The organism is Mesorhizobium sp. ES1-6, assembly GCF_020164775.1.
GTDB lineage: Bacteria > Pseudomonadota > Alphaproteobacteria > Rhizobiales > Rhizobiaceae > Mesorhizobium.
Window position 1 is genome coordinate 138,194 of sequence record NZ_JAIUGU010000015.1, and the last position, 26,299, is coordinate 164,492.

At 65.2% G+C, this 26,299-nt stretch carries 19 protein-coding genes; 4 read left to right on the plus strand and 15 right to left on the minus strand.

Annotated elements, in window-relative coordinates:
- Positions 1-40: 40 nt before the first annotated feature.
- The 11 genes from addA to LB564_RS28035 form a co-directional block, all read right to left on the minus strand.
- Positions 41-3,547 (minus strand): double-strand break repair helicase AddA, encoded by a 3,507-nt coding sequence (gene addA / locus LB564_RS27985; RefSeq protein WP_224542398.1) that lies wholly within the window; start codon positions 3,545-3,547, stop codon positions 41-43.
- A complete protein-coding gene (gene addB, locus LB564_RS27990) occupies positions 3,544-6,678 on the minus strand; it encodes a double-strand break repair protein AddB (RefSeq protein ID WP_224542399.1) in 3,135 nt (1,044 codons plus the stop codon). The genes addA and addB overlap by 4 nt, the downstream gene beginning before the upstream one ends.
- The gene (locus LB564_RS27995; RefSeq protein ID WP_224542400.1) at positions 6,675-7,403 is read right to left on the minus strand and encodes a nucleotidyltransferase family protein; all 729 of its coding nucleotides are present in this window, start codon (positions 7,401-7,403) and stop codon (positions 6,675-6,677) included. Before LB564_RS27995 ends, addB begins: the two co-directional genes overlap by 4 nt.
- Complete coding sequence (gene tsaE, locus LB564_RS28000) at positions 7,400-8,911, minus strand: tRNA (adenosine(37)-N6)-threonylcarbamoyltransferase complex ATPase subunit type 1 TsaE (protein ID WP_224542401.1); 1,512 nt, start codon at positions 8,909-8,911, stop codon at positions 7,400-7,402. The genes LB564_RS27995 and tsaE overlap by 4 nt, the downstream gene beginning before the upstream one ends.
- A gap of 8 nt (positions 8,912-8,919) precedes the next feature.
- The gene (locus tag LB564_RS28005) at positions 8,920-11,475 is read right to left on the minus strand and encodes a sensor histidine kinase (RefSeq protein ID WP_224542402.1); all 2,556 of its coding nucleotides are present in this window, start codon (positions 11,473-11,475) and stop codon (positions 8,920-8,922) included.
- A gap of 188 nt (positions 11,476-11,663) precedes the next feature.
- Positions 11,664-13,064, minus strand: coding sequence for an adenosylhomocysteinase (ahcY, locus tag LB564_RS28010; RefSeq protein ID WP_140702918.1), 1,401 nt, complete (start codon positions 13,062-13,064; stop codon positions 11,664-11,666).
- 172 nt (positions 13,065-13,236) lie between these two features.
- On the minus strand, positions 13,237-13,533 hold the full coding sequence (locus LB564_RS28015; RefSeq protein ID WP_140702916.1) for an HPr family phosphocarrier protein: 297 nt from the start codon (positions 13,531-13,533) through the stop codon (positions 13,237-13,239).
- A complete protein-coding gene (locus LB564_RS28020; RefSeq protein ID WP_027032585.1) occupies positions 13,530-13,931 on the minus strand; it encodes a PTS sugar transporter subunit IIA in 402 nt (133 codons plus the stop codon). The genes LB564_RS28015 and LB564_RS28020 overlap by 4 nt, the downstream gene beginning before the upstream one ends.
- Before the next feature lie 164 nt (positions 13,932-14,095).
- Positions 14,096-14,542 (minus strand): HPr kinase/phosphorylase, encoded by a 447-nt coding sequence (locus tag LB564_RS28025; RefSeq protein WP_224542403.1) that lies wholly within the window; start codon positions 14,540-14,542, stop codon positions 14,096-14,098.
- 24 nt (positions 14,543-14,566) lie between these two features.
- On the minus strand, positions 14,567-16,351 hold the full coding sequence (locus LB564_RS28030; protein WP_140702912.1) for a sensor histidine kinase: 1,785 nt from the start codon (positions 16,349-16,351) through the stop codon (positions 14,567-14,569).
- Between the two features lie 24 nt (positions 16,352-16,375).
- Complete coding sequence (locus LB564_RS28035; protein ID WP_013528337.1) at positions 16,376-17,077, minus strand: response regulator transcription factor; 702 nt, start codon at positions 17,075-17,077, stop codon at positions 16,376-16,378.
- Between the two features lie 345 nt (positions 17,078-17,422).
- Here LB564_RS28035 and LB564_RS28040 point away from each other — a divergent pair, with 345 nt between their 5' ends.
- The 3 genes from LB564_RS28040 (at position 17,423) to lysM (ending at position 20,165) form a co-directional block, all read left to right on the plus strand.
- Positions 17,423-19,033: a phosphoenolpyruvate carboxykinase gene (locus LB564_RS28040; protein WP_224542404.1), complete on the plus strand. Its 1,611-nt coding sequence runs from the start codon at positions 17,423-17,425 to the stop codon at positions 19,031-19,033.
- 134 nt (positions 19,034-19,167) lie between these two features.
- Complete coding sequence (arfB, locus tag LB564_RS28045) at positions 19,168-19,605, plus strand: alternative ribosome rescue aminoacyl-tRNA hydrolase ArfB (RefSeq protein WP_140702908.1); 438 nt, start codon at positions 19,168-19,170, stop codon at positions 19,603-19,605.
- An 89-nt stretch (positions 19,606-19,694) separates the two neighbouring features.
- Complete coding sequence (gene lysM / locus LB564_RS28050; protein ID WP_224542405.1) at positions 19,695-20,165, plus strand: peptidoglycan-binding protein LysM; 471 nt, start codon at positions 19,695-19,697, stop codon at positions 20,163-20,165.
- Between the two features lie 73 nt (positions 20,166-20,238).
- On the opposite strand, the gene LB564_RS28055 is transcribed toward lysM, so the two are convergent.
- Positions 20,239-22,437, minus strand: a complete 2,199-nt coding sequence (locus LB564_RS28055) for a TonB-dependent siderophore receptor (RefSeq protein WP_224542426.1) — start codon at positions 22,435-22,437, stop codon at positions 20,239-20,241.
- A 254-nt stretch (positions 22,438-22,691) separates the two neighbouring features.
- On the opposite strand from LB564_RS28055, the gene LB564_RS28060 reads away from it, so the two are divergent.
- Positions 22,692-23,321 carry an alpha-ketoglutarate-dependent dioxygenase AlkB family protein gene (locus tag LB564_RS28060; protein WP_224542406.1) on the plus strand — a complete coding sequence of 210 codons (630 nt, stop codon included), beginning with the start codon at positions 22,692-22,694 and terminating at the stop codon, positions 23,319-23,321.
- Between the two features lie 51 nt (positions 23,322-23,372).
- Here LB564_RS28060 and LB564_RS28065 read toward each other — a convergent pair whose 3' ends face one another.
- Genes LB564_RS28065 through LB564_RS28075 form a run of 3 tightly spaced genes read right to left on the minus strand, consistent with a single transcriptional unit; the run spans position 23,373 to position 26,271 of the window.
- The gene (locus LB564_RS28065) at positions 23,373-24,842 is read right to left on the minus strand and encodes a nucleotidyltransferase family protein (protein WP_224542407.1); all 1,470 of its coding nucleotides are present in this window, start codon (positions 24,840-24,842) and stop codon (positions 23,373-23,375) included.
- Positions 24,842-25,519 (minus strand): glycosyltransferase family 2 protein, encoded by a 678-nt coding sequence (locus LB564_RS28070; protein WP_224542427.1) that lies wholly within the window; start codon positions 25,517-25,519, stop codon positions 24,842-24,844. Before LB564_RS28070 ends, LB564_RS28065 begins: the two co-directional genes overlap by 1 nt.
- On the minus strand, positions 25,519-26,271 hold the full coding sequence (locus tag LB564_RS28075) for a glycosyltransferase family 2 protein (protein ID WP_224542408.1): 753 nt from the start codon (positions 26,269-26,271) through the stop codon (positions 25,519-25,521). Before LB564_RS28075 ends, LB564_RS28070 begins: the two co-directional genes overlap by 1 nt.
- Positions 26,272-26,299: the final 28 nt, after the last annotated feature.

The following is a 26,299-nucleotide window of genomic DNA, read 5'->3' on the forward strand; positions in this document are numbered from 1 at the left end:
ATGTGGTGGCTGCCGCGCCCTTCTTCAAGCAGTTCTTGTGTCACGCTCCCGTGAGTCGGGCAAGGGCGTCGTCCATGGCCCGGGGCGGCAGCTCGATCAGCCTTGGCGCTTCGGTGAACAGCAAGGCCGCCTTGATTTCCCGCCCGGGATAAAGCGGCTTGAGCAGGGCGCGATAGAGCGCGAGCTGAAGCAGATAGGCCGGCGGGACTTCGGCCAGTGAGGCGGGTGCGGGCCGGTTGGTCTTGTAGTCGACGATCGAGACCGTATCCGGTGTCACCGCCAGCCGGTCGATCTTGCCGGAGATGGAGCGGACTTTGCCCTTGACCTCCAGGCTGCCCATGATCGCCACCTCGGCACGCGACGACGGCGCGAACAGTTGACCGAGGCCGGGGTCGGCAAGGATGGCCATGACCGATGCCAGGGCTTTTTCACGCTCGGCTTGCGGCCACCCCGCACCCGTTCGCGAGAGGTAACGCTCCGCCGCAACTTGGCGGTCGCTCTCGGCCATGCCAGGCAGCATCTGCAGCAGCCTGTGCAAAGCGAGCCCGCGCAGCACGGCAAAACCCGGTTCGGCATCGGCGTCCAGCACCGGCGAGGCCTTGTCGACAACCGCTTCCTTGCCTTCCTCGATCAGCGCCGAGGCGCCCGACGGCGACAACGGACGCGGCAGATCCTCGAAAGGCGGCAACGGCCGGAACAGGGTCTTCGGCAAGGGACCGAACGCATCGGCCCGCCGCGCCTGCTCGCCCGGACTTGGCGCAACGGGAGGCAGTTTGGTGACGTGGAACCGGTAGACAGGCTCGCCGCCGGCCGGATGCGGGCGCTGTTCGCTTTCGGGCGCGCCGGTCAGCGCGCGGCTGACGATCGAATGCCAGGTGCCGGTGTTCGGCGCCCGCTTGCCGTGATAACCGCAGACAACAAGCCGGTCCTCGGCGCGCGTCATGCCGACATAGAGCAGCCGGCGGTATTCGTCGTCGGCGAGTTCGCGGGCGCGAGCGGCCGCCGTTTTAGAGAAGCCGTTGGCGACGTCGCTGGCCGAGCGCCAGAGATAGCCTTTGCCGTCCCAATGCCGGCCCGTACCGTCGAAATGCATCAGCCGCGGCAAATGCTGGTCGCTGAACGGGGCCGACCCGCCGTCGACCAGGAACACCACCGGCGCCTCCAGGCCCTTGGCCGCGTGCACGGTCATGACGCGCACCTCGTCACGGGTCTGGTCCATCTCTCGCTTGATCTCGGGGCCGGCGTTTTCCAGCGTCGACAGGAAGGCTTCCAGCCCGGGCAGGCCGGTCCGCTCCTCGGCAAGGCAGAAGCTCAGGAACTCGTCGAGAATATCGCCGGCCTCCGGCCCCAGCCGCGCGATCATCCTGCGGCGCACGCCATCGCGTGCCAGCAGGGCGGCATAGAATTCGAACACCGGCTTGAAAGCGGCCTCATCAGCCCAGGCGTCGAGCTGTGCGACGATCGCCGCGAGCGCTTCGCTTTCGCCGGCATGCCGGCGCAGCGATGCCGCCAGCGACAGGCCGGGCGGCCTTTGCCCGGCGAGCGCGAACAGCGCCTCCTCCTGTAGGTCGAAGATCGGGCTGCGCAGGACTGCGGCGAGCGACAGGTCGTCCTGCGGCTGGATCAGTAGATGGCCGAGCGCGATCAGGTCCTTGACCGCTATATGGCCTGGCAGGCTCAGCCGGTCGGCGCCGGCGACCGGAATGTCGCGACGCTTGAGCGCCCGGGTCAGCGCATGAACGAAGCTGTCGCGCTTGCGCACCAGCACCAGCACGTCGCCTGGCTTGAGCCGCTTGCCACGGCCCTCGATGATTTCGCCCTTGCCGATCCACCCGGCAATGGTGGCCGCGACATTCTCGGCGACGCGCACCGCCGGCGCATGGGCATGGTCGATCGCCTGTGACCAGTCGTCGGGCTCGTCGACGGCCTCGGCGCCGATTGACGGCCACACCTCTACATATCCAGGCGCATCGGTGCGGATCGCCTTGTGGTTCAGCGGATCGGGGTCGTGGCTGATGCCGCGCCGAACGATCGGATCGGCAAAGACGCGGTCGACGGCGGCAAGGACATCGTCGGTCGAGCGGAACGACCAGGTCAGCTTGAGGTCGGCGAAGGATGCCTCGGCATCGCGGACCCGTCCGGCGAACAGCATCCGGCTGTCGGCGAAGGAGTCCGGCGCGGCACCTTGGAACGAATAGATTGACTGCTTCTCGTCGCCGACGGCAAAGACCGTGCGGTGCACCCGGTCGCGTGCACCGAAGCCGGCAAAGAATTCTTCCGCCAGCCGCTTCACCACCTCCCATTGATCCGGGCTGGTGTCCTGAGCCTCGTCGAGCAGGATGTGGTCGATGCCTTGGTCGAGCTTGTATTGCACCCATGGGCCGGCATCGGGCCGCGCCAAAAGGTTCACCGTGCGGGTGATCAAATCGTTGAAGTCGAGAAAGCCGCGGCCGCGTTTCAATACTTCGTAGCGTGCGATCAGCCAGTCGGCGATGGTCAGGGCCGCGCGTGTACCCTCCAGCATCCGGAACAGCGCCAGCCGGTCGACGGTCTCGATGATGGCGCTAGCCGCCGACAGATAGCGCTCGGCGAGATACGGCAGCCGGTCGGCCAGCGCCTTCTTGAAGGCCTTCGCCGGATCATAGGGATCGCCATCGGTCTTGAGGAAGGCTCTTGCCAAGAGTTGCAGCCGGCGAACGGGATCGACCTCGGCGAAAGCCTGACACGCATAGGGCAAGATGTTGTTCAGCACCGATCTGGCGTCGGTCGCTTCGGCTGCCTGGACAAAGCCGGCAAAAAAGTCCGGCAGGAAGCCGGGCAGCGGCCATATCGACGCCGCTATGCCCTCGGCGGTTTGGCCGGAGTTGAAATGGAATTCATCGAACAAGGGCTGGAAGCCGTCGCGCCCGACAGCATCGAGGAAATCGCGCAACCCGTCGCGCTTGCGCACGATCTCGCCGAGGAGGGCGTCGAGACCGGCCTCGCCCCCACGTTCCAGCACAGTGGCGAAGGCCTCGGCTAAATTCCTGTCGCCCGCGGCGGAAATCATCTCGCGGCGCGCGGCGGCAAAAAGCGAGGCCTCCATCTGGCTGTCGAGCATTTCGAAATGGGCGGGAATGTTGGCTTCCAGTGGGAATTGGTGCAGCACGGATTCGCAGAAAGCGTGGATCGTCTGGATCTTCAGCCCGCCAGGCGTCTCCAGTGCCTCCGCGAATAGGCGGCGGGCTCTGCGCATGGTGTCGCGATCGGGCCGGCGACCCTCCAGCGCCTCGACCTTGGAAGCCAGCTCGGCGTCGCCAAGCGTCGTCCACTCCGACAGCGTCGAAAACACCCGGTTCGACATGTTGGCGGCGGCGGCGCGGGTATAGGTCAGGCACAATATCTTCGACGGATCGGTGCCGTTGAGCAGCAGCCGGATGACACGCTGAGCCAGTACATGGGTCTTGCCGGATCCTGCATTGGCCGACACCCAGGCGGAATTGCCGGGATCGGCGGCGCGGGCCTGGCTGGTCGCTGTGTCAGTGGGGATGGGGTAGGCTTTCTTCATACCTCCCCTCCCTCGTCCCCGGCGTCTCCGCCGGCGGACCATTCGAGCACGCGGGCGAGATGGTCGTAGGCGCCATCGGTTTCGCCTTCACGAAACGGCAGCGCGCGCGACAGGTAGCCGGTCGCCGGGTCGGCATAGTGGATCAGCAGCTTTTCCAGCCGCGCCCAGGCCTCTTCGGCGAGATCGGTTGCCGTGCGCGGCTGGCGGTTGTGTTCGAGTATGGACTCCTCGAACACCTCGCCATTCGGCTTCAGCCTGATGAAGGCCAGTTGCGACGGTTCGCGCGCGCCCAGATCCTTGAACGCGCCACGCCGCAGCAGCGCGCCCTCCAGCGCCAGCTGAGGCGCCAGCAGCGTATGCGCCTGCGCCTTGGAGGGCGAGGAGCCGGTCTTGTAGTCCAGAATGTCGGCCATACCGCCCGCCAGCAGATCGACGCGGTCGGCGTAGCCGGACAGCGTCACACCGGATTGGCCGACCACGGTTTTGCCGGCGCGCTCCTCGGCATGCCGCTGGACCACCGCATCGGCGCGCGTGCGCTCCCATTCGATGATGTTGGCGGCGAGCTTTTCGAAACGCGGCCACCACACGGCCTCGACATCGGCTGGAAGCGCCGCCTCGGCAAAGCAGGCGCGGCCGGCGGCGATGAGCCCGGCCAGCGCGTCCGGCGCGCGCGGGTCGGCCACCTCCGACGAGAAGAGATGCAGGATGGCGTGAAACAGCGTGCCGCGTTCGGCCGCGCCGGGATCGCGGATCAGCGGATCGAGCGGCAGCAGGCCGAGAATCCGTCTTGCATAGATGGCGTAAGGATCGCGGCGCAGCGTCTCGATCTCGGTGACCGAGAAATGGCCCGGGCGTACCGGCAATGGCGGTTTCGGCTGCGGCCGTGGCGCGAAGTCCCGCTTCGGTCCCGTGTCGAGCGCGCGCGCCCAGGCGAGCAGCTCGTCGCCGCGCCGGCGCAGTGCCGCTGCGTGCTCGTTGCCGATGAAGGTGGTGAGCCGCTGCAACCAGCGCGACGGCACCGCGGGCGCATCCCCGGCCCGCGCGGAACGCGCCAGCACCACGTGTCTCGCGCCCATGGCCATCTGGAAATCATGCGCGGCAAGACCGATGCGCCGCTCCGGCGGTTCGAGGTCGATGCCGGTCTTCATCAGCCGGGACATGAAGCGGTCGCTCTCCGGCTTGCGCGGCCAGACCCCTTCGTTGAGGCCGCCGATGACCAGTGTGTCGACATGCTGGAGCCGGGCTTCCAGCGCGCCCCAGATGGCGATGTTCCTGTCGGTGCCTTGCGCCGGCTTGACGGTCTCGGGCGCGATCAGCGCATCCATCACGTCAGGCCATTCGATTGCCGCGAAGGATAGCGGCGCGGCAGCCGCGACCAGCCCGCGCAAAAGTTCGGCGAGCTTTTCGCCGGCATCGCCGGCGTAGAGTTCGCCAAGACCGCCGTCCGCGGCGCGGCCGAGATTCTCCAGCGCAACGACGCTGGCCTCGACCAACGCGGCAAGGCCGACTTCCGCCTGGCCGCGAAAGGCCGAGAGCGGCGCCAGCGCTTGCTTGAGACGTTCAAGCAAATTCCGCGCGCTTTCGATGGAGCGCACGGTCAGGCGGGCAAACCAGAAGGGCGGCCGGCTGTCACCGCCGAGCCCGGTGAGGCGGGCCTCGAAAAGGTCCGGCAGCGAAGCGATGTCGGGGCGGCCGGTGCCGCCGCGCAGCGCCACCAGTTCGACCAGTTCCGCCGCGTGGCGCACATCGGCGCGTTCCAGGCCAAGGCCGAGCAAGGGATGCTTGAGCAGCGACAACAGGCCGACGGGATCGCCCGGCCGGAACACCGCCTCGAGCGCCAGTCTGAGCAGGCTGGCCGCCGGCGTGTTGGAAAGCGGCGTGCCGCCGGAATCGTCCGCAACGACGCCGAAGCGCTTGAGTTCGACGCTGACACGGCGTGCCAGGGCGCGGTCGCCGGTCACGAGAGCGGCCCTTTGGCCGGGTTCTTCCACTGCCTGCTTGAGCGCGACGGCGATCGCCACGGCCTCGTCGCGCTCGCTTGCCGCTTCGAGCAGCGCCACCTCGGCGAAGGCGCCCGTTATGTCGGGCGCCGAAAACCCGTTTCGTGTTTCCGCCCACAATTCGGTGGTCTCGGCCGGCCGCAGCGCCTCGCCGACAACGGCCGCACGGAGCGCGAGCTTCGGCTCGGCGGCGCCGATTTCCTCGACGTCGCCGCGCAGCACGCCGATCTTGCCGATCAGCTTTGCCAGGCCGTATTGCGGATGGCCAAGCACGGCTGGAGGCGCGCCGGGCGCGACGAGCGCCTGGAAGGAGGCTTCGTCGAGCATCTGGTCGAGCCCTGGCAGCACGATGGCGCCTCCGGACAGGCTGGCGATGGTCGCAAGCAGTTCCGCCGTGGCGGGTATGGAGCCGGTGGAACCCGCTGCTATGACCGGCCCGGCGGGCGGATTGCGCCGCAGCCGCGCCGCCTCGGCACGGATCAGGGCGCTGCGATGCGCGGCCGGGTTGGAGCGGTCGCGCTCTTCGAGGAATTTCGGCCAGGCATCGGTGACGATGCCGAGGAATTCAAGCGTGACCTGCCACCATCCGGCAAGGTTGCCGCTCACCAGGCCCGCGAGTTTGGCCCAGTCGGTGCCTTCGGTCTCGATCTCGTCCATCAGTCCGGCCAGATCGCGGGCCAGCCAGATCGCATCGGCGGTGGAGGCAGGCACGACGATCTCCTCGGCGAAGAGGGCGGCGACATGGGCGGGCAACCGCCGTTTCCACGCCCGCACCAGCGGGGTCAGCAGCAACAGCCTTTCGGTGGCGCTAATCGGTGGCGCGAGATCGATGGCCGCCGATGGATCGGCCTCGAACAGGGCCTCGTCCTCGTCGAATTCACCGAGCGGGCGGATCACCGGCAGGATCGCCGAACCGCCCCCGCCTCGCGCTTTCAGGCTGTCGACGAAAACGCCGCGCAAGGCGCGCGCCGCGCGGCGCGTCGGCACGTAGATGGTGACGTCGGCCAGAGCGAGCGGGTCGCCGTCGAAACGAAACCCGGGAACCAGGCGCCCGGCAAGCAGCGCCTCGGCCAGCGTCGGCAGAAACGGCGCTCCGGAGGGAATGGAGAAAACGCGGCTTGAGCCGCTCATTGCGATCCGATGAGCGCGCCGGCGACCGCCGCTTCGGCGAGCGGGATGGCATCGGGCGTGCCAACCGTTATCCAGTGGCCATGCATTGGCATGCCGAACAGGCGGCCGGCGGCAATCGCCTTGTCGAAATAGGCGTTGAGGGAATGTGGTTCGGCGGCCACGTCCTTGAACAGGCGCGGATGGATGATCGCGGCGCCGGCATAGATCAGTCCCGCCGGATCGCCTTTCGAACGCCGCAAGGCACCGTCCGGCGCCACCAGAAAATCGGTGGAGCCGCAATGTCCGGTCGCCTGATGGAGATCCGCCAGCATCAGCAGAATATCCATTTTCGCCGCGTCCCACGCAAGGGCAAGCCGCCCGAGATTGAGCGGGCCGTGGTCGATCCAGAATGTATCGGCGTTGAGGATGTAGAACGACTCCTGGCCGAGTTCCGGCAGCGCCTTGACGATGCCGCCGGCCGAATCGAGCAGCCGGTCGCTTTCATCGGAAATGACGATGCGCGGCGCGCGGCGCGCGGCGACATGGGCGACGATCTGTTCGGGAAGGTAATGGACATTGACCACCGCCTTGCCGACGCCGGCCGTCGCCAGGCTGTCGAGGCCCCAGTCGAGCAGCGTCTTGCCGGCGATCCGGACCAGCGGCTTGGGGATGGTGTCGGTGATCGGCCGCATGCGCTTGCCGAGCCCGGCGGCAAGGACGATGGCGGTGTCTGGTTTTGTCGTCACAGCGCTCGTTCCTCCAGCAGCCCGTGCGCGTTGTAGAAATCCCGCAGCTCGGCGAGCGCGGGATGCGACAGTGCCCGCCTGAGATAGTCGCGGATGCGCGGCAGGTGCTTGAGATAATAGGGTTTGCCGTCCCGTTTTTCGAGGCGCACGAAAATGCCCAGGATCTTGGAATTGCGTTGCGCGGCCATGATTGCGTAGGCTTCGAGGAAGCCTGCTTCATCGAAGCCGCCCGTTGCACGACGCGCCGCGACATAGGCATCGAGCGTCCGCTTTTCGATCTCGGGCGGGATGGTGACGCGCGCATCCATGGCCAGCGAGGCGACGTCATAGGCGGCGGGACCAATCAGCGCGTCCTGGACGTCGACGATGCCGAGCCGGTCGAGGCCGGTCCGCTCGCCGCGCCAGATGATGTTGGGCGAGTGGAAGTCGCGCAGCATCAGCGTGTATTCGCTGCCTTGCAGCCGGTCGAGAAGCGCATTCCATGTCCTGTGGTAGCCGGAACGCAGCGCCTCGCTCGCCGGGCCGTCCGATATCGCCGGCACGTACCAGTCGATCAGCAGGTTTGCCTCGATCAGCATGGCATCGCGATCGAAGGGCGGCACGTCATGAACGACGCCGGGAGCCGCCTCCATGTGATGAGACCAGGTCTTGCCGTGCATCATGGCAAGCAGTTCGGCCGCCGCCTCGTAACGTTCGGCGACCGGCTCGCCATTGCCGGCGAGGAAGCCTTCCGAGCCCAGATGCTCGAGCAGCAGGAAACCCTGGTCGAGATCCTGAGCGTCGATCCGGGGCACCGCGACCCCTGCGGCCAGCAGCGCACGGTCGATGGCGACGAAAGCCGACACCGACTGGGCCGTGTGGGCGATCACGGCATAGGGGTTGCCGTTGCGCACGGGAGGGCCGAGCACCAGCCGTGGCGAGTTCATCAGCACGCGCGGCGCCTCGCCGGCGAGCGAGACGATCTCGTAGGAGCGGGCCGAGGCATCGCCGATGAAATGCCGGCGCCGCGCTTGCCCCCATCCCGCGCCGTCGAGGAAGCCGCGCATGGCCAGCGAGCGCGCGAAACGGTCGAAGGTCGCGCCTTGCCCGGACAATCGCGCCAGCCGCCCCTCGCCATGCTGGGTAAGTTCGATCAGCACCGTCGACTTGGGCAGATAGCCGTCGGCGCGCTCCGGCCATTCGACCAGGGCGGCACCTTGCGCCAGCGCCTCATCGAAGCCGAGTTCGTCCAGTTCGGCCGCCGAGGACAGCCGGTAAAGATCGAAATGATGGACCGGGATGCGCGTGTCGTAGCTCTGAACCAATGTGAAGGTAGGGCTCGGCACTTCGAGGCCGGCATCGTCGGCCAATGTCCTGATCAGCGCCCGCGCCAAGGTCGACTTGCCGGCGCCGAGATCGCCTTTGAGCGCCAGCACGTCCCCCGCGCGCAGCGCCAGTGCGAGATCCTCGCCCAGCCGCGCTGTCTGGGTCTCGTCGGCGAGCAAGCGCTCCAGCACCGGTTGCGTCATCGAGCGCGCTACTCGGCCGCGGCGCGGATGCCCGGCATGTCGGGGAAGGTGCAGATGACGGTCGTGCCCTTGTCCCTGCCGGTTTCGATACGAACGGCGCCGCCATGCAGTTCGACAAAGCTCTTGACGATCGACAGGCCGAGGCCAGCGCCGCGCCGGCGGCCGCCATTGGCGCGCGGCTCGAAGCGACGGAACACCGAATCGAGTACGTCGGGCGGCATGCCGGGCCCGTCGTCGTGAACCGAAAACTCGACTCCGTCCGCCAGCTGGCGGCAGGCCAGCCGGATGGTGCTGGCCTCCGGCGCGTAGTTGGCGGCGTTGCTCAGCAGATTGTAGAGGATCTGGCGGATGCGGGTTTCGTCGCCATGGAACGTCTTCGGCGCCGCGGCGGCGTCGACCGCGAGGCGGATCGAATGCTCCTCCAGCCGGTCGGCGACCAACTCGGCGGCGGCCGCGATGGTGCGGTCGACACGCACTTCGGAAATGTCGAGCTGCATGATGCCGGCGTCGACCGTCGCAAGGTCCAGTATGTCGTTGACGATGGTCAGCAACACCGAGGAGGACGAGCCGACATGCTCGACATATTCGCGCTGCTTCTGCGTCAAGGGGCCGGTCGTGGGTAGCGACAGCAGCTCGGTGAAGCCGATGATGTTGGTCAGCGGCGAACGCAGTTCGTAGGACACATGCTGGACGAAGTCGTTCTTGAGCTGGTCCGATTTCTCCAGCGCCTCGTTCCTGTCCTTGAGCGCGCGTTCGACATGGACGCTGTCGGTGACGTCGACGAAGGTCATCATCACTTGCCCGTTGGGCAGCGGGATCATGGCGTAACGCAGCACGGTGCCGTTGTTGAGCTCGGTCTGGCCGTGGCGGTCGCGGCGCTCGTCGTCGAAGCCGGTGATGGCGGCGACGAAGCCGGGCCACGGGCTCTCGACGGCTTGCCGGTCGCAGAGGTCGCGTATGGCCGATACATGCACACTGGGCTTGGCGGCTTCCTTGTCCAACCCCCACAGCGTGGCAAAAGCCGGGTTCGACAGGCGCAACCGGCCGTCGGGGCCGAACACCGCGACGCCCTCAGCCAGATTGTCGAGCGTTTCGCCCTGGACCCGGACCGCGGTCCGGTAGCGGCTTTCCAGGTCCATCTTCTCGGTCAGGTTCTCGAACACCCAGGTGACGCCGCCCTTGGGTTGCGGGTTGGCGAGGACGCGGATCGTCTTGCCGTCCGGCAAATGCCACCAGTGTTCCTGCGATTCGACCGCACGGTAGGCGCCGAGCAGGCTTTCCTTCCAGCGGCGCCATTCCGGCTGCTCGGCGATCTTGCCTTCGCTGCGTAGCCGGTCGAGCAGAAGGGCGTTGTCGGGCGCGCTGTGCAGGAAGCCGCTGTCCAGCCCCCACAGTTTCTGGAAGGCCTGGTTGAAGAAGCGCAGCTTCTCGTCGGTGTCGAAGATGGCGACCGCGGTGTTGAGCTGGTCGAGCGTATCGGCGTGGCTGCGCACGGTCCGCTCATATTCGCCGCGGATGGCCTCGATGGCGCTGGTGTCGCAGGCAAGGCCGGCCGAACCGTCGGCGCCGGCAAAGTCGGTCACCGCGAACACGCGGCGGTCGCCTTCGATCACCGTCGAAAGCGACTGCTCGAACACCGGATGCGATTTGTGTTGCGTGGCGATGGCTTCGCGCGCCTGGCCGCCGAGGAATTCCTTGGCGTCACGCACGGCGACCTCGGCGCTCTCGGCTTCGACCGCGTCTGCATAGGCCCGGTTGACCCATTTAAGGCGGCCATGCTCGTCGCGCAGCCATGCCGGCATCTTCAGGGCCTCGAGCAGGCCGATCATCGTGTCATGGTCGGCTGCCAGCCGCTGGTTGTCGATCTTGAGCCGGGCCTGGCTGCGTTGTGTTTCGGAAAGCGAGACAAACCGCACCAGCACATGGGCCGCGCTCTTGCGGCCATGCACTTCCAATGGGGCGCCGGCCTGCGATTCCATCACCAGGTCGAACGGCCTGCCCTTTTCGCGCAAACCCGCTATGGCATGTTCGAGTGCGGCCGCCGAACGCGGCATCAGCCAGCGGCCGAAGGCCAGGAACGCGGCCCGCTCCTCCGGTGCGCCGCTTTCAGTCGGCAATGTGCCGATGAGTTCGGGTTTCTTGTTTTCCGAAGCCCAGACGACGACACGCTGGTCGCGCAGATTGAGCAGCGCCTCCGAACGCCGCAACGCGGCGCTGACATCGGCGACGCGGCTTCTCAGGTCGACATTTTCCGCCGATGCGCGCGCGCGTTCGCGGATCAGAACGATGGCTGAGAGGAACGCCGCTCCCATCACCCCGGCAAAGACGGCCAGTTGCATGACCTCGACGGTGTTGATCGAGAGGCTGGCTACCGCCACTTCGGCGCCCTGGGCGCGCCCGGCTCCGCCAAACAACGGACCGGCGAGCGTGGAGCCGGCAAGCAGCAGTCCCGCGCGGCCACGCCACGAACGGCGCCCGCTAGGCCTGGCCGAGCCAGTGGCCCTCGAATCCTGATGGCCGCCGGAAACGGCCTGTCCCGCGTGAAGCGGGTTATCCCCCGGCATGTCTTGGTCCTCTTCGCCGCCTGAATGCAAGACCGCCCTGATGCGTACGCCGACCCTCGTCCCCGAGCCCGCGAATCACAACAATAGCGCCTGCCGGAATCGGCGTGAAGAATCATTCGGCGCAAAAATAAAGCCGGGCGAAAAGTCAATCGCCCGGCGTCAATATCTGGTAGTAAATTTAGCTTTGGTTAATAGCGGTAGTGTTCCGGCTTGAACGGACCCTGTGGCGTGACGCCGATATAGGCGGCCTGCTCACCCGACAGTTCGGTCAACCGGGCGCCGAGCTTGTCGAGATGCAGGCGCGCGACCTTCTCGTCGAGATGCTTGGGCAGCACATAGACCTGATTCTGGTACTGCTCGCCCTTGGTGTAGAGCTCGATCTGCGCCAGCACCTGGTTGGTGAAGGAGGCCGACATGACGAAGCTCGGATGACCGGTGGCGTTGCCGAGATTGAGCAGGCGGCCTTCCGACAGAAGGATCATGCGCTTGCCATCCGGGAAGGTGATCATGTCGACCTGCGGCTTGACATTGGTCCACTTCAGATTGCGCAGCGACGCGACCTGGATCTCGTTGTCGAAATGGCCGATGTTGCCGACGATCACCATGTCCTTCATCGAGCGCATATGCTCGAGGGTGACGACATCCTTGTTGCCGGTGGTGGTGATGACGATGTCGGCGGTCGGTGCCGCATCTTCCAGCGTGACCACTTCAAAACCGTCCATCGCCGCCTGCAGCGCGCAGATCGGATCGACCTCGGTGACCTTGACGCGGGCGCCCGCGCCCTTGAGCGAGGCCGACGAGCCCTTGCCGACGTCGCCATAGCCGCAGACGACCGCGACCTTGCCGGCCATCATCGTGTCGGTACCGCGGCGGATGCCGTCGACCAGCGATTCCTTGCAGCCATATTTGTTGTCGAACTTCGACTTGGTGACCGAGTCGTTGACGTTGATGGCGGGGAAAGGCAGCAGGCCCTTCTTCTGCAGCTGGTAGAGCCGGTTGACGCCGGTGGTCGTCTCCTCGGTGACGCCGCGGATCGCTTCCCGCTGCTTGGTGAAGAAGCCCGGCGAAGCCTTCAGGCGCTTCTTGACCTGGGCGTAGAAATATTCCTCTTCCTCGCTCTGGGGATTGGACAGCACGTCCTCGCCGGCTTCGGCGCGGGCGCCGATCAGGATATACATGGTGGCATCGCCGCCATCGTCGAGGATCATGTTGGAGAGGCCGCCATCGGCCCACTGGAAGATCCTGTCGGTGTAGTCCCAGTACTGTTCGAGGCTCTCGCCCTTGACGGCGAAGACCGGAATGCCGGCCTCGGCGATGGCCGCGGCGGCATGGTCCTGGGTCGAAAAGATGTTGCAGGAAGCCCAGCGGATATCGGCGCCGAGCTCCTTCAGCGTCTCGATCAGCACCGCCGTCTGGATGGTCATATGCAGCGAGCCGGTGATGCGCGCGCCCTTGAGCGGCTTCTTGGCGCCGAATTCCTCGCGGCAGGCCATCAGGCCCGGCATTTCGGTCTCGGCGATATCCAGTTCCTTGCGGCCCCAGCCGGCAAGCGAGATGTCGGCGACCACATAGTCCTTGCTACCCGTCATGGCAGTGCTCCCTGCGAATTGTAATGCGTGCGAATTGTTTGCGGATGCGTCCGAGCCGGAAGACATTTCCAGGGGCGCGAATTGCCGGCCTGACTAGCAGATCAGGCTTCGTACGACAATGGGATATAAAGAAATCTTTATTCGTGCATGTCCCGGCGGATTGATTTCCGGGTCAGCACTCCTCGCCGAAACGGGACGCGACGAGTTGCTCCAGCGCGTCCATCACCTCGAGTGCTTCGGGGCCGCTGGCGGTGACGCGGATCGAGTATCCCGGACTTGCCGCCAGCATCATCAGGCCCATGATCGAGGTGCCGCCGACCTTGACGCCATCCTTCTCGACATGGACCGAAGCGTTGAAGCCGCTGGCAAGCTGGACGAACTTCGCCGATGCGCGCGCATGCAGGCCACGCTGGTTGACGATCGGAAACTCCCGGATGATCTGGTCTTTTTCCGGGGATAGCGCGTTCATTTGCTGCTCAGAAGCTGGCTGGCGACATTGATGTATTTGCGGCCGGCGGCCTGCGCCTCATCGAGGGCGGCGGCCATGTTGTCGCCCTTGCGGATCGAGGACAGCTTGATCAGCATCGGCAGGTTCATGCCGGCGATCACCTCGGTGCGGCCCGACTCCATCACCGAGATCGCAAGGTTGGACGGCGTGCCGCCGAACATATCGGTCAGCACGATCACGCCCGTCCCTGTATCGACGCGGGCGACGGCGTCGACGATGTCGCGGCGACGCTGCTCCATATCGTCGTCGGCACCGATCGCCACGGTTTCGAAATTGTCTTGTGGCCCGACGACATGTTCGACGGCATGTCGGAACTCGGTGGCCAGTTGACCGTGCGTTACAAGCACGAGTCCGATCATTCTATGGTGGCTCCCGTCATCGCCGCTTCACAGGCGCATTTTATGCTCGCCAGCCAATCCAGGCGGCGGGAGCGCTATCTTGTCGACGCGCGGCCCGTTGACAAGCCCAAAATTGCGCCGGCCCATGCCATTTTGACGCATTGCAGCAAAAAACCCGGGGCGGATCATGGAAAAGGCGCGATCGACAGCCGCGCCATCACGGCCGGCAAGGCGGCCGCCACATTGCGCTCGGCCAGATCGATCCGCGCCACCGCGCAGCCGGCGATGTCGTCGCTGGCGTCCTCCTGGAAGCGCGCGATTTGACCGGCCGGCAGCAGCCGCAGATGCAGGTCGACTATGCAGGCCGGCTCGAATGGGAGAGGCCGCGGCCCAAGCCCCGGCACTTCGGCCAGGCCCGCTATGGTGGTGGGCGCGCGGCAGACCAGCCGCCCCGCACGAGCTTCGACGAAGAGCTGATCGTCGCCGACGAGCCGCGAGAACAATCCGTGCTGCTGGCAATGGCCGATCAGCGTCAGCGCCAGCGTTGTCTTGCCGGAACCGGACGCGCCGGTGATGAAGACGCCGCGCTCGCCGATCAGCAGCGCCGTCGCGTGAATGTTTTCAGGCCGCACGTCGCAATCCCCGGCGATCGGCGCTCATCCCTCGGCTGGCAGCGTCACGACGAAGCGTGCGCCCTTGATCTCGCCGGGCTTGGTGCCGGGAATGTTTTCGGCGGTCAGCGTACCGCCGTGAGCCTCGACGATCTGCCTGGAGATCGACAGGCCCAGACCCGAGTTCTGCCCGAACGCCTCGCCGGCCGGCCGGTCGGTATAGAAGCGTTCGAAGATGCGCTCGATGTTGTCGGCGCGGATGCCGGGACCATTGTCGTCGACTGTCAGGATGTTGAACTTGCCGGCGCGCGCCAGCGACAGGCTGATGTGACCGTGGTCCTCGGGAACGAAGGAGCGCGCGTTCTCGATCAGGTTGGTGATGACCTGGCCGATGCGCAGATCGTGGCCGACGACCAGATAGCCTTTGGCGCCCTGCGGCAGCTTGGCCACCTTGAGTTCGATCTCGACCGCCTTCTTGTTGCGCGTCGTCTCACGCGAAACAGCGACGAGGTCGGTGACGAATTTCTTCAGGTCGACGGTTCCGGCATCTTCGCGGGCCAACTCGGCGTCGAGCCGCGAGGCGTCGGAAATGTCGGTGATGAGGCGGTCCAGCCGTTTGACGTCATGCTGGATGATCTCCATCAGACGCGCGCGTGAATTATCGTTTTTCGCCAGCGGTAATGTTTCGACGGCGCTGCGCAGCGATGTCAGCGGGTTCTTCAGCTCATGCGAAACATCGGCGGCGAAGCTTTCGATGGCCTCGATGCGCGCGTAGAGCGCGTTGGTCATGTCGCGCACGGCGACAGACAGATTGCCGATCTCGTCCTGGCGGTCGGAAAAGTCGGGGATTTCCTCGCGGCTCTTGACACCGCGGCGCACCCGAACGGCAGCGGCGGACAGCCGGCGCAGCGGATTGGCGATGGTGGAGGCCAGCAGCATCGACAGGATGGCCGTGACGAGCGCCGCGATGCCGAAGACGCGCAGGATCGCCTTGCGTTCGGCGGCGACGATCTTGTCGATGTCGCCGCCTTCGGTCGACAGCATCAGCACGCCGAGAACGGCGCGAAAACGCTGGATCGGCACCGCCACCGAGACGATCTGCTCGCCCTGTTCCGAGACCCGCACGATGGTCGACGGGCTGCCGGTCAGCGCCTTGACCACTTCGGGGAAGGTAGCGCCATTGCCGCCGGGCTGCTCGTGATAGACCGGCAGGTCCGTATTGCGGAAGAAGTCGAAGATGAACTTCTGGACGCGCTCGACAAGATCGGGCTCTTCCTCGTCGACCGGCGGCAGGTCGTAGCGCAGGATCTGGCCGCGCGAATAGAGATGGCGCGAATCGAGCAGCAGGTTGGCGTCGCGGTCATAGATGCGGGCGCGTGTGCGGGTCGGCGAGATCAGCCGCCGCAGCACCGGCGCCACGCGCTCGGGATTGATCGGAAAATCCAGATTGTCGAGCTGGTCCGAGCCCGGCCCCAGGCTTTCGCCGGCCTGCAGCTCGAGCAGTTTTTCCGGGTCGATGCTGATCGAATCCGTCTCGACCGTCGCCGATGCCGCGATGGCGCCGGCGATGATCTCGCCCTGCGTCATCAGGCTTTCGACGCGCGCGTCGATCAGCCCGTCGCGGAAGGTGTTGAGATAGAGGATGCCGGTGACGAGCACCGCCAGCCCGGCGAGATTGAGAAAAAGGATACGCCGCGTCAGGCTGGAGAAGATATGGTGGCCAAGGAAGCGGCGCATCGGCACCGTGAATTTCGACACGAAGGACGGCATGATGCGCGACGGCCGCCTGGCAGCGGCCGCTGGTCTGCTTCGTTGTGCTTCCACTGCCATCGAATAGCAGCTCCTGACTAGGCTTTACGCTTCGCGGAACCGGTATCCGACTCCGTAAAGGGTTTCGATCATTTCGAAGTCGTCGTCGACGGCCTTGAATTTCTTGCGCAGCCGCTTGATATGGCTGTCGATCGTGCGGTCGTCGACATAGACCTGCTCATCATAGGCCGAATCCATCAGCGCATCACGGCTTTTTACCACGCCCGGGCGTTGCGCCAGCGAATGCAGGATCAGGAACTCGGTGACCGTGAGCGTGACCGGCTCGCCCTTCCAGGTACAGGTATGGCGCTCCTGGTCCATGACGAGCTGGCCGCGCTCGAGCGAGCGAGCCTGCTGGCTGGGCGTTTTTGCCGCGGCCTCGCGGGCGCTGGCCCGGCGCAGAACGGCGCGCACCCGCTCGACCAGCAGGCGCTGCGAGAACGGTTTGCGGATGAAGTCGTCGGCGCCCATCTTGAGACCGAACAATTCATCGATCTCGTCATCCTTGGAGGTCAGGAAGATCACTGGCAGGTCGGATTTCTGGCGCATCCGGCGCAGAAGCTCCATGCCGTCCATGCGCGGCATCTTGATGTCGAGGATGGCAAGATTCGGCGGTCGGGCCGCCAGGCCTTCCAGCGCGGACGCACCATCCGTATAGGTCTCGACGCGATAGCCTTCGGATTCGAGGGCGATCGACACCGACGTCAGAATGTTGCGGTCGTCATCGACAAGCGCGATTGTTGCCATTTCAAGTGGCTCCCTCATGAGCTGTCCCTTCTGTCGTAAGAGAAGGGGCTTTTGCAGGACAAATTAGGTACAAAATGTGGCATAGGCCTTATCCGCTGTCACGCGCGGGGTGCCGGCGGCCACAATCCTACCTCGACACGGATTGGACGAACGGACACGTCCAATCCTTTGGGCAACCATGAAACTTTTCGCATATATAAACGATTTAAACAACTTTCAAAATATTTAAATCGATTAATGATTTGATATCATTTGGCTTTTCTGGTTCTGACCATCCTAGCCTGCTTGGCAGGTGTGCCGGAAATGTGCCGGCAAAGATGCGGCAAATCTCAAGAAGGGTCACCAATGTCGGAAGTCGGCAAACGCAATCCTGCCTGCGCGATCGATCATGTCGGTCTGAAAACCTCCGGCGTGGTGCGCTACAATTTCGGCGCGGCCGCCCTTTATGAGGAAGCGATCCGGCGGGGCGAGGCCAGGCTGACCGCGCATGGCGCGCTCGTCGCCGAAACCGGCCAGCACACCGGCCGCTCGCCCAAGGACAAGTTCGTCGTGCGCGACGCCGCCACCGAACTGCCAGTCTGGTGGGACAACAACAAGGCGATCTCGCCGGCCCAATTCGACGCCTTGCTCGCCGATTTCCAGGCCCAGGCCGCCGACAAGGATCTCTATGTGCAGGATCTGGTCGGCGGCGCCGACGCGGAGCTCAAGCTGCCCACCAGGGTGATCACCGAATTTGCCTGGCATTCGCTGTTCATCCGCAACCTGCTCATCCGTCCCGACGCGGCCGAATTCGAACAGTTCGTGCCGGGGATGACGATCATCGACCTGCCGTCCTTCCGCGCCGATCCCGCCCGCCACGGCAGCCGCACCGAAACGGTGATCGCCGTCGACCTGACGCGCAAGATCGTGCTGATCGGCGGCACCTCCTATGCCGGCGAAATGAAGAAGTCGGTGTTCACCATGCTGAACTACCTCTTGCCGGAAAAGGGCGTCATGCCGATGCACTGCTCGGCCAATGAAGGTCCGGCAGGTGACGCCGCCATCTTCTTCGGCCTGTCGGGCACCGGCAAGACCACGCTGTCGGCCGATCCGTCCCGCACGCTGATCGGCGACGACGAGCATGGCTGGGGTCCGCACGGCATCTTCAATTTCGAAGGCGGCTGCTATGCCAAGACGATCAAGCTGTCGGCGCAAGCCGAGCCGGAGATCTTCGCCACCACGCAGCGCTTCGGCACGGTTCTGGAAAATGTCGTGCTCGACGCCGATGGCGTGCCGGACTTCGATGACGGCCGGCTCACCGAAAACACACGCTGCGCCTATCCGCTCGACTTCATCCCCAATGCCTCGAAGACCGGGCGCGCCAATCACCCGAAGAACATCATCATGCTGACCGCCGATGCTTTCGGCGTGATGCCTCCGATCGCCAGGCTGACACCGGCGCAGGCGATGTATCATTTCCTTTCCGGTTACACGGCCAAGGTCGCCGGAACCGAAAAGGGCGTGACCGAGCCCGAAGCCACCTTCTCGACCTGCTTCGGTGCCCCTTTCATGCCGCGCCACCCCTCTGAATATGGCAATCTGCTGCGCGAACTCATTGCCCGCCATGGCGCCGATTGCTGGCTGGTCAACACAGGCTGGACCGGCGGCGCTTACGGCACCGGCAAGCGTATGCCGATCAAGGCGACGCGCGCCTTGCTCGCCGCGGCCCTCGACGGTTCGCTGAAGACGGCCAGGTTCCGCACCGACGCCAATTTCGGCTTCGAGGTGCCGGAGGCCGTGACTGGCGTCGACAGCGCCATTCTCGACCCGCGCTCCACCTGGGCCGACAAGGCCGCCTATGACCGGCAGGCGGCAAGGCTGGTCGGCATGTTCGCCGTCAACTTCGAGAAATTCGAAAGCCATGTCGACGCAGTGGTGCTGGGGGCCGCACCGCGGATGCAGGAGGCGGCGGAGTAATCATCACGCCGCTCGACGTTCTCTCATGCATGTCGTCATCCCGGAACCGACGTCACTTCTGGGCGACATGCATTGGAAGGCCACGGCTTCGATCGGGCCTTTTCTTTTTTAGTCCGCCGCGCCATGACTGCGGCATGCCGATCGACGACGACATCATCATATCGGGCGAAGCCGTGATCCATCCGGGCGATCTGCACGAGGATTTCATCCGCTCGTCCGGTCCTGGCGGCCAGAACGTCAACAAGGTGGCGACAGCGGTGCAGTTGCGCTTCGACGCGCACAACGCGGAGGGCCTGTCGGACCGCGTGCGCGAGCGGACCATAAAGCTTGCCGGTCAGCGCGCCACCAAGGACGGTGTCATCGTCATCGAGGCCGGACGCTTCCGCACCCAGGAACAGAACCGGGCGGATGCCCGGGCAAGGCTCACGGCGCTGGTCGCCAAGGCGGCCGAACCGCCACCGCCGCCGCGCAAGAAGACAAGGCCGTCAAAGGGGGCGGTCGAGCGGCGACTGAAGAGCAAGGCGGGGCGCGGTACGATCAAGAAGCTGCGCGGCCGGGTAGAGAACGATTAAGCAACGCGCCAGTCGCGTGCGCAAAACCGCTTTCAATTTTGCGTTGCAGATGCAAGTTTCCCTTTTGCCACAGCAAGGGAGACCTAGAAATGGGTATGTTCGATTTCGTCAAGAGCGTCGGCAAGAAGCTCGGCATAGGCGGCGACGAGGAAGCCGCACCCACCGCCGACACCCTCAAGAAAGAGCTCGATTCGCACAAGCTCGGCACCGATGGCGTGCAGGTTGTCGTCCAGGGCGATACCGCGGTGCTGAAGGGCGTGGTCAAGGACCAGTCGATCTTCGAAAAGGCGGTCATCGCCGTCGGCAACACGCTCGGCGTCTCCAAGGTACAGGCTGACGAGTTGCAGGTCGCGCCGGCTTCCGGCACGGCCGCCCCGGCCAAGGAGCCGACCTTCTACACCGTCCAGAAGGGCGACAATCTCTGGAAGATCGCCGAAAAGAGCTATGGCAAGGGCCAGGGTGCCAAGAACACGGTCATCTTCGAGGCCAACAAGCCGATGCTGACCCATCCCGACAAGATCTATCCGGGCCAGGTCCTGCGCATCCCCGAGCTTGGCTGAACCGCCGAGCCGGGTCGCATCCAAACGGTGGAATCAATGCGCCGCGCGTCCGAAAGGGCGCGCGGCGTCGCCTTTACCAGCGGCGCTTCAGCGAAGCCGTGACGTTGCGGCCCTGGCCCATGTAGCAATAGCCGCTGTTGCATACCGTCGCGCGGTCGTCGGCGATGTTGCGGACGGCAAAGGCGGCCGAGACACCTCCATACTTCTTGTCGATGGCGCCGAAATCATAGGACGCCGACGCATCGAGATAGACGGCGGAATCGTTCTTGGCGGTGTTCGACGTATCGGTATAGGTCGCGCTCTGCAACCGCACGCCCGCGCCCACCGAAAGGCCTGGAGCGGCGCTGCCCTCGTCGAACTTGTAATTGGCCCAGAGGCTCGCGACATGCTCGGGGGTGACGGCGGGGACCTTGCCGAGCTCCGTCGAGCCAGCGGCGGCGCCCGTGATCTCGGCATGGTTGTAGTTATAGGCCGCGATCACATCGAGTCCGTCCATGACGGCCGCGCGGGCCTCCAGCTCAAATCCATTGCTGGTGACCTCGCCCAGTGAACGATAGGTTCCCGCATTGGGATCCACGACGACCGGCTTGTTCTTCTCGACGAGGTGATAGGCGACGGCCGAGAGCAGGATATCGCTTCCCGGCGGCTGGTACTTGATGCCGAGCTCGACCTGTTCGCCCTTCGTCGGCTGCAGGATGCCGCCACCATCGGCCGACCGGTTCGAGATCGGCTCGAACGAAGTCGCATAGCCCGCGAAGGGCGCGAAGCCATTGTCGAACAGATAAAGCGCGCCGGCCTGCATGCTGAAGGCGTTCTTGTTCACCGCTTCGGAGCCGCCCCCAACGTAGTCCCGCGTCTGCTCGACCCAGGTCTGGCGCCCGCCAAGGGTGAAGCGCCATCTGTCCAGCTCGACCTGGTCCAGCGCATAGATTCCGGTCTGGCGCAAATCCGCGTCGGAGGCCGAGAACGTGGTGGCCGGCGTCGGGCCGGAGACACCGTAGGTCGGGTTGGCAATGTCGAAATCATAGGCCGGATCGGCCGCATCGAATCCATAGCCGAAGGACGAGGTCAGGTTCGTATAGTCGAGGCCGAGAAGCAGCGTGTGGGCGAGCGCGCCAGTGTCGAATTTGGCCTCGACCTGGTTGTCGGCCTGGAAGACGTTCATTTCGTCGCGAATCGCGGTCGCATAGCGATGCGCGACCGTACCTGTCCAGCCGGAGACCGCGAGATAGCGCGACCTCAGGTCGAGATGGGAGTATCGAACATTCTGGCGCACGGTGATGCCGTCGCCGAAATCGTGCTCGAACTTGTAGCCAACCTGCTGCTGCCGGATCTTCTGGTAATCGTAATCCGGGTCGCTCTCGCGCAGGGCATGCACCTTCCCCGACGGGTCGGTGATCACGCCAGGATTAGAATCCGTCTCATCTGCCTGCACCAGCCCGTAGACCGTGAAGGACGTCGCGGCATCCGGGTTCCAGGTGAAGGACGGTTGCAGGAGATAACGGTCGTCGGCGATGTCGAAATTCGTGTCGCCGTTTCGCGCCAGGCCGACGATCCTGTAGAGAAAATCGTCGCTGCCCTCGGTGACGGGTCCGCCGAAATCGAAGGCGGCCTGCGCCCTGTCCTTCGTGCCATAGAGCAGTTCGACTTCCCGTATCCTGTCCTCGGTCGGCAGCTTGGGCACCTTGTTGACGATGCCGGCCGGCGTTCCCGCGCCGTAAAGCACCGACACCGGCCCCTTGATCACCTCGACGCGTTCGAGCGAATAGGCGTCGGTGCGGAAAGTGCCGTAGTTGATGTAGGGCTGGCGCAGGCCGTCCTTGTAGTCGCCGAGCGTGGTGGCGTCGTAGCCTCTGATGTAGATCTGGTCGAAGCGCGGGTCGAACCCATAGGCGCCGGTGCTCACGCCGGCGGAATAGCGCACCGCCTCGATGATGTCCTGCGCGCCGCGCTCCTCGATCTCCTTGCGCGTCACCACCGAGACGGAGCGCGGCGTTTCGATGAGCGGCGTATCCGTCTTGGTCGCGCCGGAGCTGCGCTTGGCGGCCACCGTCTTGTCGTCTTCTCGGGAAGTATCGCTGCCGGCCTTGCCGCTGATCGTGATCGGTTCGAGCACCCCCGTATTGTCGGATGCCTGGGTGCCGGCCTGCTGTGCCGATGCATGGCCAACGCCAAGCACCGTCGACAGGCACGTCGTCGCCACAAGCCCTCGCCGGAACCAGATACCGCCGCGCTTGACTGCTCCGAAGTCTCGAAGAAACACCACTTTTATATACCTCGCTCTCGTCATTCGTTCCCCATGGCCTCCGTCCGGCGCCGGGGTGAAATTGTTGCCTAGCCACTCAAGTTCAAAATCTTGACTAAGTTAATCATCTTTACCCGTCAACGCCTCTGGCTTATTGGTGAGACGAATTCACCGCGCATTCCCGCCTCGGCAATTTCAGTGAAATCGACGACTGCTTTCGGGTCGCCCTCGGCGTCCGATGGTGGCATCTTGCGGGTCCGAACATTCGAAAGGTGAGCCAATTGCTCGTTCTGCCCAAGGGCGTCCGCCACATGCCGGCCCATCTGTCTCGCGAGGTGCAGGAGGCGCTGGTCGAGGATGTCAGGGCCATCGTCCAGCAGGCGCCGCTGTTCGTGCCGGCCATGCCGCGCACCGGCAAGGAGATGAGCGTGCGCATGACCAATTGCGGTCCGCTCGGTTGGGTCACCGACAAGGAACGCGGCTACCGCTACCAGCCGACGCATCCCGTGACCGGGACGCCATGGCCGCCCATCCCCGGCAGTCTGCTCGATCTGTGGCGGCAGGTGGCGGGCTATCCGTCTCTACCGGAGGCCTGCCTGATCAATTTCTACACGCCCAACGCGAAGATGGGCCTGCATCAGGATCGCGACGAGGCCGACCTCTCGGCCCCCGTCGTCTCCGTCTCGCTCGGCGACGACTGCCTGTTCAGGGTCGGCCAGACGACGCGCGACGGCGCCACCAAATCGTTTAGGCTGAAAAGCGGCGATGTCGTCGTGCTTGGCGGCGAGGGCCGTCTTGCCTTCCATGGCGTCGACCGCATCTACCCTTCGACCTCGGCGCTGCTCAAGAACGGCGGCAGGATCAACCTGACGCTGCGGCGGGTAACGAAGCCTGAGGGAAACACCGTATAGCCGCGGGCGCCTCTACCGCGCTCCGGCCCTGCTGCCTTTGGCGGCAACGTCTCAGCGCAGCGGCGAAAAAGCCGCCGAGACCAGCTGGAAAGGCAGCGCGCCATAGGCCGCGACCGTTGCCTGGTCTTCCCATTGGCGGAATTGCCGGGACGGTCGCGCCTCCAGCGTCAGGGCATGCTGTCGGCCGTCGAGCGTCACCTTGCCGCGAAAATGTAGCACCCGGTCGCCTCCGGACCGGCTGATGGCCATGGCGCGCAGGCGCGCGACATGATGATCGTCGGCATTGATCTCCATTTCGATGCGGCGCCGGATCGGCGGAACACTGACCCGGATCGTGATGTCCAGCATCATGTCTCCGGCCGTCGGTGGGCAGGGTATGGCTTGGGAGAATGCCGATGGCGAGGCCGCGCCCAGCGACACGCGGCTGGCACGACGGCCACGCCAGGCTTTGGTCGGCGGTTCTTGCCGCAGCCGGCCGCTCTTGCGTCTCAGCCGCAACTGCTTGGCAAAACCGCGCGACAGCCAGGCCAGCCTGCCGAAATCGGTTCGCGGCTTGGCCTGCAGCACGGCCGACCAGCGCGACAGGCCGGTGCGGTCGGCCATCTCCAGCACGCGCGCCAGCACGCTGTCCGGCACCGTCACGCCAATCTCGAGCGCTAGGTAGGAGAGCGCCACTGCCGCGGCAACGGCAAGGCGCCGCCTGGCGACAATATCGAGGAACACGTCCCAGTCGACGTCGCCGGCGCGAATGGCCACCGCGCAATCGACCAGCCAATCGCTGTGCGTGTGGGCGTCGAGCCCGCCATGCGCTATCGCCAGCGCGATGCGGTCGGCGGGCGACGGCACCAGAACGCCGACGCCGCTGAACTCGGCCGCCGCCGCCCGCCGCCAGATGGCCCCGTCGTCCTCGTCGCTTTGCTGGGAACCGTCATAGGCGAGTTGGTGCAGGTCGATATCGCCATAATTGCCCTTGAAGAAGTTCATCGAGCGCAAGGACGCCAGTCTTGTCCTCAGATATTGCGGGCTCACCCCGGTGGCGATCTGCCAGTCGCGCTCGCGCAGCACGTCGAACGCCGCCGGCATGTCCTGCGACCGGACCAATATGTCGATGTCGTGTGCCACCCGGCCCCGCTGCGCCGACGCGTTCAAGGCAATGCGGCTGGCACCCTTGATCAGCATCACCATGCATCCGGCCTCGGTCATCGCCTGCAGCGCCGGTTCGGCCTCGCGCATCGCCATGCGCGACTTGGTCCACAGCATCTTTTGCAGGCCGACAAGACGTGGATAGGCGGAATGCCCGGCCAATTTCCGGCCGAACCGGTCGCAGATGGCGGCCAGCAGCCGATGCTCCCTGAAGGAGACGAGGTCGATGTCGTTCGCGCTCAGCCACTCCATCGCGCAACCGGCGGCCGCGTCGTCGTCGGCAAGAAGCGCCGCCTTGAGCAACTGGTCGAGCCCGCCCGTCGGCCAGGACCAGCCATAGTCCGGGAAGCGTCGGCCGATGCGGCGAATGCGCGCCATCAGCCCGCGCCGGCCTTGTTTCGGGCCCGCCGCAGCATGGCCAGCCGCGCCACTTCCAGGTAGCCCCGGTCGCGCGTGGCATCGCGCCCGTAGGACAGGCTGCCCGGTCTGATTCGACGCAGCGCCAGCACCTCCTCGATCATGTCGAGGGCAAGGCCCGCCTCGCGTGCCCGCGCGATCCAGTCGATCATCTCGCCACGGCCGCCCGGCGGATCGACGACGGGTCCGACGGTCTCGGCAACCTCGCGCCGGATCAGCATCGTGGTCCGCGACCAGCCGGGCAGAGCCGCGCCTTCGGGCGCATCTGGCCGATCATTGCGGAAATTCCGCCATTGGCAAAAAACTCCCGATGCCGTGGGAAATCTTTCGAGATGCGCGAGCTGTGTTCCGATCTTGGCGGGCAACCACAGATCATCGGCGTCGAGCGTCGCGATGAACGGCGTCGACAGCGCGGCGATGCCCCTGGTCGTGGCGCTGCCCGGACCGGCATTTTCCTGGCGCAGCAGGCGCAGCGGCAGGTCCGTTCCGCCGATCGCCGCGGCGAGGTCGTCGGTCGATCCGTCGTCGACGATCACCACCAGCTCAGGCCGCACGGTCTGGGCAGCGACCGACCGCAGCGTCTCGGCGATGGTGCCGGAGGCGTTGAAGGCCGGTATGACGACGCCGTATCCGTCCATCACAGGGAGTGCCAATCTGTCAGTTTGTCCAGCTCGAAGATACCTTCGATCGGCCGGAGCGACGGGTCGGCCTTGCGCCGCTTCATGGATTTATAGATAGCGCGCAGGAATTCCCGCGACTGGACGTCCTCTTGCCTCGTCATGTTGCCCGCATGCCGTCTGTAGTAGAGTGCGACCGTGTCGGGAAGCACGTATCTGGGGCCGATCTCAAAACCGCGCAGCAGGTAGTCGGTGTCTTCGGCCTGGACGAAATCCTCGTCGAAATCACCTATGCGCGCGACGAGCCGGCGCGCGAAGATCGCCGCCGACAGGTGAATGCCACGAATCGTGATGCTGTTGCTGTCCGCCGTGGGCTCCAGGATCCCGTCATCGATCTTGTCGACCAGCATCATCCTTGAGTAGGTCAGATCGAGATCGGGATTCTTCCGGAAAAGCGCGACATCGGCCTCGAAGCGCCCGGCCGGCGAGATGTCGTCCGAATCGAGGAACGACACCAGGTCTGCCTCGGGCTTGAGCAGCCTGAGCCCGCTGTTGCGCGCCCGTGTCACCCCCATGTTCTCTTGCCGGAACAGCCGGATGCAGGAATGATCATGCATCATCGCGCGCACGGCCTCGACCGAACCGTCGGTCGAACCGTCGTCGACGACGATGATGTCGAGATCGGCGGCGTCGCCTTGCCTGAGCAGCGAACGCAGCGCGGCGCCGACATAGGCTTCGCGATTGTAGACCGGCATGATCACGCTCAGCCTCATCCGTGACCTCGCGGCCGCTGCTGCACCA

What these genes read in the sequence shown, in the direction of transcription:
- LB564_RS28035 (WP_013528337.1), bottom strand. Translation starts at nt 17,077, where the DNA reads ATGGCAACAATCGCGCTTGTCGATGACGACCGCAACATTCTGACGTCG.
- LB564_RS28015 (WP_140702916.1), bottom strand. Translation starts at nt 13,533, where the DNA reads ATGAACGCGCTATCCCCGGAAAAAGACCAGATCATCCGGGAGTTTCCG.
- LB564_RS28065 (WP_224542407.1), bottom strand. Translation starts at nt 24,842, where the DNA reads ATGGCGCGCATTCGCCGCATCGGCCGACGCTTCCCGGACTATGGCTGG.
- LB564_RS28070 (WP_224542427.1), bottom strand. Translation starts at nt 25,519, where the DNA reads ATGGACGGATACGGCGTCGTCATACCGGCCTTCAACGCCTCCGGCACC.
- LB564_RS28040 (WP_224542404.1), top strand. Translation starts at nt 17,423, where the DNA reads ATGTCGGAAGTCGGCAAACGCAATCCTGCCTGCGCGATCGATCATGTC.
- LB564_RS28005 (WP_224542402.1), bottom strand. Translation starts at nt 11,475, where the DNA reads ATGCCGGGGGATAACCCGCTTCACGCGGGACAGGCCGTTTCCGGCGGC.
- LB564_RS28030 (WP_140702912.1), bottom strand. Translation starts at nt 16,351, where the DNA reads ATGGCAGTGGAAGCACAACGAAGCAGACCAGCGGCCGCTGCCAGGCGG.
- addB (WP_224542399.1), bottom strand. Translation starts at nt 6,678, where the DNA reads ATGAGCGGCTCAAGCCGCGTTTTCTCCATTCCCTCCGGAGCGCCGTTT.
- arfB (WP_140702908.1), top strand. Translation starts at nt 19,168, where the DNA reads ATGCCGATCGACGACGACATCATCATATCGGGCGAAGCCGTGATCCAT.
- lysM (WP_224542405.1), top strand. Translation starts at nt 19,695, where the DNA reads ATGGGTATGTTCGATTTCGTCAAGAGCGTCGGCAAGAAGCTCGGCATA.
- addA (WP_224542398.1), bottom strand. Translation starts at nt 3,547, where the DNA reads ATGAAGAAAGCCTACCCCATCCCCACTGACACAGCGACCAGCCAGGCC.
- ahcY (WP_140702918.1), bottom strand. Translation starts at nt 13,064, where the DNA reads ATGACGGGTAGCAAGGACTATGTGGTCGCCGACATCTCGCTTGCCGGC.
- LB564_RS28020 (WP_027032585.1), bottom strand. Translation starts at nt 13,931, where the DNA reads ATGATCGGACTCGTGCTTGTAACGCACGGTCAACTGGCCACCGAGTTC.
- LB564_RS28075 (WP_224542408.1), bottom strand. Translation starts at nt 26,271, where the DNA reads ATGAGGCTGAGCGTGATCATGCCGGTCTACAATCGCGAAGCCTATGTC.
- tsaE (WP_224542401.1), bottom strand. Translation starts at nt 8,911, where the DNA reads ATGACGCAACCGGTGCTGGAGCGCTTGCTCGCCGACGAGACCCAGACA.